The sequence below is a fragment of the Armatimonadota bacterium genome (assembly GCA_031459715.1).
Classification (GTDB): domain Bacteria; phylum Sysuimicrobiota; class Sysuimicrobiia; order Sysuimicrobiales; family Humicultoraceae; genus Humicultor; species Humicultor tengchongensis.
On sequence record JAVKIA010000010.1, the window covers coordinates 65,001 to 73,144 of the forward strand.

General features: G+C 69.0%; 7 protein-coding genes and 1 rRNA gene (1 of these 8 only partly in view). All 8 read left to right on the forward strand.

The features are described from left to right. On the forward strand, window positions 1–469 hold the 3' portion of the coding sequence (locus QN152_05900; protein MDR7539053.1) for an LAGLIDADG family homing endonuclease. It extends 143 nt beyond the left edge of the window; 469 of the gene's 612 nt are visible here — the last part of the coding sequence; the start codon falls outside the window, past its left edge; its stop codon occupies window positions 467–469. Window positions 470–978: 509 nt separating this feature from the next. After that, the gene (locus tag QN152_05905) at window positions 979–1,839 is read left to right on the forward strand and encodes an MBL fold metallo-hydrolase (protein ID MDR7539054.1); all 861 of its coding nucleotides are present in this window, start codon (window positions 979–981) and stop codon (window positions 1,837–1,839) included. Between the two features lie 3 nt (window positions 1,840–1,842). After that, the gene (locus QN152_05910; protein MDR7539055.1) at window positions 1,843–2,337 is read left to right on the forward strand and encodes a PaaI family thioesterase; all 495 of its coding nucleotides are present in this window, start codon (window positions 1,843–1,845) and stop codon (window positions 2,335–2,337) included. Between the two features lie 113 nt (window positions 2,338–2,450). Then, window positions 2,451–3,959, forward strand: a complete 1,509-nt coding sequence (locus QN152_05915) for a tetratricopeptide repeat protein (GenBank protein ID MDR7539056.1) — start codon at window positions 2,451–2,453, stop codon at window positions 3,957–3,959. After that, window positions 3,956–5,140, forward strand: a complete 1,185-nt coding sequence (locus tag QN152_05920; protein ID MDR7539057.1) for a hypothetical protein — start codon at window positions 3,956–3,958, stop codon at window positions 5,138–5,140. The genes QN152_05915 and QN152_05920 overlap by 4 nt, the downstream gene beginning before the upstream one ends. A 127-nt stretch (window positions 5,141–5,267) precedes the next feature. Next, the gene (locus tag QN152_05925) at window positions 5,268–6,227 is read left to right on the forward strand and encodes a DMT family transporter (protein ID MDR7539058.1); all 960 of its coding nucleotides are present in this window, start codon (window positions 5,268–5,270) and stop codon (window positions 6,225–6,227) included. Then, complete coding sequence (locus QN152_05930; protein ID MDR7539059.1) at window positions 6,228–6,458, forward strand: Lrp/AsnC ligand binding domain-containing protein; 231 nt, start codon at window positions 6,228–6,230, stop codon at window positions 6,456–6,458. 284 nt (window positions 6,459–6,742) lie between these two features. Further along, window positions 6,743–8,144 (forward strand): 23S ribosomal RNA (locus QN152_05935); the annotation flags it as partial.

Below are 8,144 nucleotides of genomic sequence, written 5' to 3' on the forward strand. Positions count from 1 at the left end.
ACAGGCTGACGTCCGGTGGCTCTGGGTTCTCGGCAGTCTCCTTAGACGGCTGGGGAAGCGGAGTTGGATCTACCGCGAAGGTAGGCGGAACGTCTGGGTGATCGAAACGACATGGCACCCCGCATCCCCGGAGACGATATTCACAGGAGGTGAGGCGACGGCATTCATCCCAGGGTACTTCGATGCTGAAGGCGGCGTGCCCCTGGACGGCCGTGACCGATTCTACGTCCAATTCGCCCAGAAGAATCACGCCGATCTGGCTCGCATCCACGGCCTCTTAGGGCTGCTGGGGGTGGAGTGCGGGCGGATCCACAACCCCAGCGTACGACGAGACGCCGACTACTGGCGCTTCTATGTGCTCGCCGCGTCCCACAAGCAGTTCATCCAGGTCGTAGGATCCTGGCATCCTCGCAAGCGGATGCTCCTCGAGGAGAGGACGGTCTTGCTGGGTGACGCTCGTCGCGCTTGATAGGACGGCATGCAGTGCGATTCGGATCGGACCCGAAGGAGCGGACAGGCTCGTCGTACGCCTTCCCTACAGTCCCGAGGACGTCGCGAAGATCAAGACCATCCCCGGCCGCCGCTGGCATCCCGAGGGAAAATACTGGACGGTTCCCCACAGCGACGGAGTCCTCGCGCACCTGCAAGCGCTCTTCGCAGGCCGTCCTATTGAGGTCGACGCCGCGCTTGGACCCGTCGACCGCCGCTGTGATCAGGACACGCCAGCGGACCCTGCCCACCCTGCCGCCATGCCTCTGCCGCCCGGGCTCCTGGATCGGGTCCGCCAGGGCCTCCGCGCTTGCCGTTACAGCCGGAGGACCCAACAGGCGTATGCGGTCTGGATTACCCGGTTCGTTGAATTCCACGATGGGCGCGATCCCGGCGAGATGGGAGAGCGGGATGTCAACGCGTAGAGCTACCAGGCCACGCGATCTCCCGCCCCACCGGATGGCCACCGAGGGCAGAGGAGATCACCCGTTGCGCAAGGAGTTCGCCGGTCCCGGTGAGGGCGAAGCGGTCTCTGTGACCTTCGACCCCGCGATCCATCCCGCTTCCCCTGCCATCTCCCGCATCGTCCTGGGGCTAAGCAACTGCTACCTGGTGCGCGGCGCGGGGATCGTCGTCGTCGATCCGGGGCCCTGGGGCGGGCGGGTGCTGCCCCGCCTGCTGCGGCGCGCCGGCATCCGACCCGAGGATGTCCGCTTGATCCTGCTCACGCACGCCCACATCGACCACGTCGGCTCCGCTGCCCACCTCCGCCGGCTGACCGGGGCGCCGGTGGCGGCGCACCGCCTGGAACAAGGGTGGCTGGAATCCGGGTTCGTCGCCGTCCCCGACGGTGTTAGCCCGTGGGGGCGGGTGCTGGCGGCCGCCATGCGGCCCGTCGCCGCACGGTTGCGCTTCCCGCCGGTCAGGGTGGACATCCTCCTGGACGACATGCCTACGCCTCTGGCCGGGTACGGCCTGCCCGGGCAGGTCATCTTCACCCCCGGGCACAGTCCCGGATCCGTCAGCCTGGTCCTCGACTCGGGCGAGGCCTTTGTAGGTGACTTGGCCATCGGCGGCTCGGCGTTCCGTCCCCGGCCCGGTATGCCCGGCCGACGACCCCCGGGCCCTGCGGCGGAGCTGGCAGCGGGTGATCGCTGCCGGCGCATCCATGATCTATCCCGGCCACGGCCGGCCGTTTCCCCTGGAGCGGTTGCGGCGGGTCATCTCCATACCTGGTCGCGGCGCGTCGGTTCTCCCCGCGCTATAATCCTCCTGTGTTCAGGAGACCCTGACGTGGTCTTGCCATCAGCACGCGGGACCCCTGAAGGGGATCGGGGAGACTGGGGATAGCCGGTGGCGGAGGCGTTCCAGGACTCCTATCCCGACGACCTGAGTTACTGCTTCGGGTGCGGCCGGCTCAACCCGCACGGGCACCGGTTGAAGAGCTACTGGGACGGGGAGGAGACAGTGGCGGCATTCCACCCCCAGCCTTATCACATCGCCATCCCCGGGTATGTCTACGGGGGGCTGATCGCCTCCCTCATCGACTGCCACGCCACAGGGACCGCGGCCGCCGCGGCCTACCGGGCCGCAGGGCGAAAGATGGGCAGCGAGCCCGCACTGCGCTTTGTCGCCGCATCCCTGCACGTGGACTACATCCGCCCCACCCCGCTGGGAGTGTCGCTGGAGGTGCGGGCGCAGGTAAAGGCGATGGATGGGCGTAAGGTGGTGGTCGCGGCCACCGTCTCCGCCGGGGGAGAGGTCACCGCCCGCGGCGAGGTGATGGCCGTGCAGATGCCCGAGTACATGCGGCCGAGGGGCGGTATACCGTTCCGGGAGGTCCCTTAGACCCGGCTGCACCCTTCCCGTCGCGCCTAGGCCCCACCCCCCCTGGGCATAAGTCACGGTTGGACCCGCACCCCGGCGCCACCAGCCTCGGGCGCCGCGACACGATAGGCGGCATGGACATCTCAGCGCGTCCGGATGCTCTCGGCCACCTCTACCGGCAGGCCCGCGCCCTGGCCTCCACCGATACGGCGCGACCAGAAGAGGCGTCGGACTTCTCCCAGACGAGCAGGGCCGTCTTCGCCGACATCGCGCAGGGAGAAAGCGGCGTCGCCGGGCCGGAGGGGCGCCGTCGCGACCAGGTGCGGCGGGCAGCGATCGCCGCCCTGCGACACCAGGCCCTGCTGCTGCGGCGGGCCTGGGTGGCGGAAGGCGGTCCGTCCGCTGAGGATGGCGCCGGGGTGCAGGCGCTCCTGACGCAGGCCGCCACACTGGCGGAAACCGCCCTGGCCCTCCACCGCGAGGGTGATGCCGGGCGGATGGAGACAGAATACGTCGTCCGCTTCCTGCGGACCACGACGGCGATCGCCGCCATCCCGGCGCGAAGGCCGCCGGCGGCGGAGGATGTGCCTGTCCCGGTTCCTCCAGGGAGGCTCCCGGCTCCCGCCCCGGAGCTCCCGGACCTTGATGAGGGGCCCCCGGTCCGAGCCACGGAGCCGACCACTGGAGGCGCGGCGCTGCCGTCCCTGCGCTCTGCCAGGGGTGTGCCTCGCCTCCAGCCTCGCCAGGTAGCGGTCCTGGCCGCGGTGGCTGTGGTCGGGTTTGCCGCCGGCGCGGTGACGCTGCCCCGCCGCATCTCCCCACAGCTGAATAGGCCGGCCCCCTTCTCCGCCCCGGTGGTGGCTGTCTCGCCGCGCTCCGGCGGGATGCCGGCACCGCCCTCCACTCCCCGGGCCGCGCCAGGGGGAAGCGTCTCCTCCGCGGTCCCGGCAGCGGCCCCTACTGCAGTACAGGCCCTGCCTGCGCCGACCGTCTCACCACGCCCCGCGCCTGCGCGCCCCGAGGTTGTGCCGGCACAGACTCCCCCTCCTGTGCGTCCCACAGTAGCGCTGCTGTTGCGATCGGAGCCCAGCGGGGCGCAGGTCTACATCGGGACGACGCTTAAGGGGACGACGCCGCTGCGCCTGGTCGCGCCTCCGGGGACGACTCTGGCGGTGACGGTGCGCCGCGGAGGACGGGTCTGGCATGGGACAGTGCGACTGAGGGACGGTCCCGCCCAGGCGGTCACGGTCAGGCTGCCCGCCCCGACAGAGCAGGTGGCGTCCCCTCGGATCCGCGCCTCGCCTCGCCCCACACCCGCACCCGCCCCTGCTGCGGCTCCCACCGAGCCGCGGAGAACGAACCGTCTGGCGCACTATGATGCTCTGATGGCCCGGGGGATGGAGCTCTATCGCGGGGGGTGGTACGGGCCTGCGATAGGCCAGTTCAAGCAGGCCGCCGCAGTAATGCCAACGCCACGGGCCTACCTCTGGATCGGCCGCGCCGCCTTTAGGGGAGGGCGCTTCGCCGAGGCCCGGCGGGCCCTGGAGCGGGTGCTGGAGCTGGCACCGGGGACCGAGGCAGCACGGGAGGCCCAGATGCTGCTGAACCGCCTGCGGTCCCCCGGGTCGGGAGGACAGTCGTGAGCGAAAGAAGCGTCCAGGAGGCCATCTCCCGCCTCACCCGTCTGGAGCGTCTGGTGGACGCCTACGCCCACCTGCTCACCGCATCGGAGCTGGACCGGTCGCTCCCGGCACTTGTCCCCCTCCTGTCTTCTGGAGGCGGGGCGGAGGCCGGGGGCGCTCTGAAGGAGATGCTGCAGCGGGGGCCCTCCGGACTGCTGGCCGAGCTGGAAGACCTGGAGCGGATCGCCCGGGCGGCAAAGGATCCACAGGTCTATGCTGCGCTCAACCGGGTGCGGGAGGCCTGCCTGTACGTGGCGCGGTACAACGCCGCGGCCCTGCTACGTCGCCTGGATCAGCAGGGGCGTGCCGGGCCGGCGGCCACGTTGTACCGGGAGGTCCAGGCATTCGTCCAGGAGGCCACCCGCCAGGCGCCCCTGGGCGGCGCGGACGTGGTAGAAGTCTTCGCCGAGGAGGACCTTCCCGGCCCGGGGCCTTCACTGGCCGTGCCCTCCCCTCCCGCGAAAGCGGAAGCAGCCCGTCCCTGGATGGACGAGACCGTCGATGAGGTGCCGCTCCGGCAGTGGCCATCCGGAGATGTCTGGGCTGGCGGAGAGGGCGGGCCGGGCTTTCCCCCTGGCGAGGCAGGAGCGGACGCAAGAGGGGTCGGGGGAGGGGCCCGCCGCGAGAGTTCGGCAGGCGAGGCCTTGGACTGGGTGCGCGAACGGGTGGAGGTGCTCAACGACATGTTGCAGCGGTGGGCAGCCGGCGAGTCCCTGGATGCGGAGAGCTCTCCTCTGGTGCGCCGCGGACGTCTCAGCGCGTCGCGCTGCCGGGAGCTCTACGACGAGCTCCTGCAGACGGGGGCGATCACCGCTGTCACCCGCCTGGCCGCGCTGCGCATGGCGGACGACGATGTGGGGGACGAGGTACGACTTCTGCGCGGCCGGATTGTGGACGGGGCGGTGACTGCGGTACCGCGCCTCCTGGGGGTGCTCGCCGCCGCAGGGCGTCTGGACACCCGGGCTGGCGGGACGGAGGTGGACCCGTCGGACGTCCTGGCAGACCTGGTGGAGTACCTGGCCCTGGCTGCAGACCTTTACGAGTCCGGATCGTCGCTGCGTGACCGCCTCCTCTACCTCGCTGCTGAGCTGCGCGCCGCACTGCCCCGCAGGGCATCCCCGCCGCGGAAGGCGGAGGCCTGACCTCCCCCTACAGCCAATCCTCTTGCCGCAGCTGATCCGGTCGGTCCGCTCCCACTCCCCGCACCACAGCCGACTCCACCGTGCCCCAGATCCTCCTGCTATACTGGGACCGTTTGCAGACCCGCTGGTGGAGCTGGAAGAGGACGTGCGCAGAGTCTTTAGCCTGGGGGATGTGCTGGTGCTGGTCACGGTGGTGTTGTGGGCCTCCTCCTTCACCGTGATCAAGGCGGCCTACGACGAGTTCACCCCTCTGGCCTTTGCCGCTGCCCGCTTTGCCGCGGCTTCAGGAGGGATGTTGCTGCTGCTGGTGGTGCTGCGGCGGCCCCTGGCTATCGCCCGGCGGGACCTGTCCTACGCCGCGCTGGTCGGCGTCTTCCACGTGAGCCTCTATCAGATCTTCTTCAGCACCGGCCTCCGCTACACCACGGCCAGCAACTCCGTGCTGATCATCGCTGTCTCGCCGGTGATCACGGCGCTCCTGGTGTGGCTGACCCGCGTCGAACCCATCGGCTGGCGTCAGGGCACCGGCATCGGGCTGGCCTTCCTGGGGGTCTTTCTGCTGGTGCAGGCGGGGGGCTCGCCAAGCGCCGGGCACCTGCGGGGCGACCTGCTCACCCTGCTGGCGGCGGCGTCCTATGGAGTCACGCCGGTGATGGTGCTACCGCTGTTGCGCCGCTACCCCACCATCACCGTCATGGCCATCGGCATGGTCTTCGGCAGCCTCCTGCTCATCCTGGTGGGCCTGCCCGAGGTCCTGCGGCAGTCGTGGCGTGTCTCCCAGCGGGCGTGGGCCCAGCTGGCTTACGCCGCCTTCGGCGCGGGGACGCTGGGGTACCTGTTCTGGTATGAAGGGATTGGGCGGATCGGCCCCACCCGCGTGGTCGCCTACTCCTACCTCATGCCGGTGCTGGGGGTGGCTATGGCGGTTCTGGCGCTGCACGAGGTCCTCACGCGGCGGCACCTGGTGGGGGCGGGGGTGACCCTGAGCGGGGTGGCGCTGACCCGCTGGCCCACACGGCCGCAGGAGGGGACGCCACCTGCTGGCCGCCGAGTGGAGACGGTGCCGGCGGGAAGGGAGGGGGGATAGGTGGCGGTCGAGGCGGTGGTCCTGCTGAAGCTGGAGCCGGGCAAGGCCCGCCGCGCCGTGCAGCGGATCGGGCGGATATCGGGCGTGCGGGAGGCGCACGTGATCACGGGGCCCTGGGACGGGATCTGCCTGGCCCAGGCCCGAGACCTTGCGGCGCTGGGGACGCTGGTCCTTTCTCGGATCCAGCGGGTGGACGGGGTGGAGGACACGCTGACCTGCCTGGTGGTATAAGAGGCGTTGACAAGGGGGTCCCCGGCGATATAATAGCCTTTGGCACTTTGAGGAGGGATTGGGTGTACCAGAGCGGGTAACAACCGCAGACGGTACGTCGGATGAGCGTCCAGGGGGATGAGCTCATCCCCTCTTTTTGTGCCTTAAGGGATCCGGCCGGGATCGGCCGGCGTCTGCTCGCCCTACGGGGGGCGGCGGGCGGTGAACCTTGACAACTGCATAGGGAAGACATCCAACAGCGTTCCGAATGTAGCAGGCTCTGTAGAGCTGCTCCTAAGGCGGGATCTCAAGCTACTAAGGGCGCACGGTGGATGCCCTGGCGCCAGGGGCCGAGGAAGGACGCTGTCGGCGGCGATAGGGCCGGGGAGGTGCCTAGCAACCTTCGATCCGGCCGTCTCCGAATGGGGAAACCCGGCGCGGGTCATGCCGCGTCATCCCGCACTGAATTCATAGGTGCGGGAAGGCCAGTCGGGGAACTGAAACATCTCAGTACCCGGAGGAAGAGAAATCAACAGCGGCACCCGCGAAGTCCGTCCGGACTTCGCGGGTGCCCGGAGATTCCCGGAGTAGTGGCGAGCGAAACGGGAAGAGCCCAAACCCGCGGTGCGTGATAGCCCGCAGGCGTTGCACCGCGGGGGTTGCAGGGCGTCGTCGGGCCGGACTGCGGTCCGGCCGGGAAGTGAGCAATCCCTGCTCTAGCCGAAATGTCCTGGAACGGCATGCCGGAGACGGTGAGAGCCCGGTAGGCGAAAGGGCAGGGACTTCCTGGGCGACGTGCCTGAGTACCACGGGACACGTGGAACCCCGTGGGAAGCTGGGGGGACCACTCTCCAAGGCTAAATACCCCTGGCGACCGATAGCGCACGAGTACCGTGAGGGAAAGGTGAAAAGAACCCCGGGAGGGGAGTGAAACAGAACCTGAAACCGTGTGCCTACAGACAGTCGGAGGGCTATGCCGGTCCCTTCGGGGATCGGAATGCCTGACGGCGTGCCTATTGAAGAATGAGCCGGTGAGTTGCACTGCGTGGCGAGCTTAAGGGAGAGAATCCCGGAGGCGGAGGGAAACCGAGTCTGAACAGGGCGCCGCTCCCGGAGGGGAGGGCGCACCATCCGGTGTGCCAGTCGCGCGGTGCAGACCCGAAACCGGGTGAGCTACCCATGGCCAGGGTGAAGCGCGGTTAGTCCCGCGTGGAGGCCCGAACCCACTGGTGTTGCAATACCAGGGGATGAGCTGTGGGTAGGGGTGAAATGCCAATCGAACCCGGAGATAGCTGGTTCTCCCCGAAATGCATTGAGGTGCAGCCCCGGCGGAGCCGCCCGGAGGTAGAGCACTGGATGGGCTAGGGCGGGAGGACCCGTACCGACCCCAACCAAACTCCGAATGCCGGGTGGGTGCTCGTCGGGAGTGAGACGGTGGGGGATAAGCTCCATCGTCGAGAGGGAAACAACCCAGACCGCCAGCTAAGGTCCCGGAATGATGGCTAAGTGGGAAAGGAAGTGGCACCGCTAAGACAGCCAGGAGGTTGGCTCAGAAGCAGCCATCCTTGAAAGAGTGCGTAATAGCTCACTGGTCGAGCGATGCTGCGCCGAAGATTCAACGGGGCTCAAGCCATCTACCGAAGCTGCGGGTCCGGTGGCCTCGGTCGCCGGACGGTAGGGGAGCGTTCCGCGGTAGGTTGAAGGCAG